This is a genomic window from Nocardiopsis sp. TNDT3 (assembly GCF_003427465.1).
GTDB classification, from domain to species: domain Bacteria; phylum Actinomycetota; class Actinomycetes; order Streptosporangiales; family Streptosporangiaceae; genus Nocardiopsis; species Nocardiopsis dassonvillei.
Genome location: NZ_QPFC01000960.1, coordinates 1 through 1,054, shown reverse-complemented (window position 1 = coordinate 1,054; position 1,054 = coordinate 1). Strand labels below are relative to the sequence as shown.

The 1,054-nt window shown below is 75.0% G+C and carries 2 protein-coding genes; both read left to right on the top strand.

Translation table 11 applies throughout. From position 1 onward, the window contains the following. Positions 1–58: 58 nt before the first annotated feature. A complete protein-coding gene (locus DQW06_RS22260) occupies positions 59–826 on the top strand; it encodes a LamB/YcsF family protein (RefSeq protein ID WP_117199241.1) in 768 nt (255 codons plus the stop codon). Between the two features lie 46 nt (positions 827–872). After that, positions 873–1,054: carboxyltransferase domain-containing protein (locus tag DQW06_RS22255; RefSeq protein WP_157983555.1), on the top strand; the 182-nt coding region annotated here is incomplete at its 3' end.

Here is a 1,054-nt window from a genome sequence, read left to right as displayed (position 1 = left end):
CCGGGCGGGGTAGGGGAACCCCGCAAGGGGCAACACGAAAGAACGAGGAGCACCGACGTTGCGCATCGACCTCAACTCCGACCTCGGCGAGAGCTTCGGCCGCTGGGAACTCGGCGACGACAAGGCACTGCTGTCCATCGTGACCAGCGCCAACGTCGCCTGCGGCTTCCACGCCGGTGACCCGTCCGTGCTGCGGCGCACCACGCTCGACGCCGCCGCCGGGGGAGTGGCCGTCGGCGCGCACGTGGGCTACCGCGACCTCGCCGGGTTCGGCCGCCGCTTCCTCGACGTGCCGCCCGCCGAGCTGACCGACGAGGTGGTCTACCAGATGGGGGCGCTGTCGGCGTTCACCCGCCTGGCCGGGGACCGGATCCGCTACGTCAAACCGCACGGTGCCCTCTACAACACGATCGTGCACCACGAGAAGCAGGCCGCCGCCGTGGTCGCCGCGGTGCGCGAGTTCGACCCCGCCATGCCCGTGCTGGGCCTGCCCGGATCGCAGTTCCTGCGCCTGGCCGAGGAGGCCGGGCTGCCCACGCACCGCGAGGCCTTCGCCGACCGCGCCTACACCCCGGAGGGCACGCTGGTCTCGCGCCGCGAGCCCGGCGCCGTCCTGCACGACCCGGCCGCCATCGCCGAGCGCTGCCTGCGCATCGCCCACGGCGAGCCGGTCGAGGCCGTGGACGGCACCCGGATCGTCATCGAGGCCGACTCCCTGTGCGTGCACGGCGACAGCCCCGGCGCGGTGGACATCGCCCGGGTCGTGGCCGACCGGCTGCGCGCCGAGGGCGTCACCCTCGCGCCGTTCACCGGGGAGGCCGCGTGACCCCTGCTGGGAGGAGGGGGCTCCCGGCCCCCGCCGAGGAGGCGCCGTGCGTGTCCTGACGTGCGCGGACAGCGGTGTGCTCGTGGAGGTCGCCGACCTCGCCGAGGTGATCGCGCTGCGCGCCGCGCTCCGGGCGCGGCCGATTCCCGGCGTCACCGACGTGGTTCCGGCCGCCCGCACGCTGCTGCTGCGGATCGAACCCGGCACCGACCCCGACGGGGTCGGTGC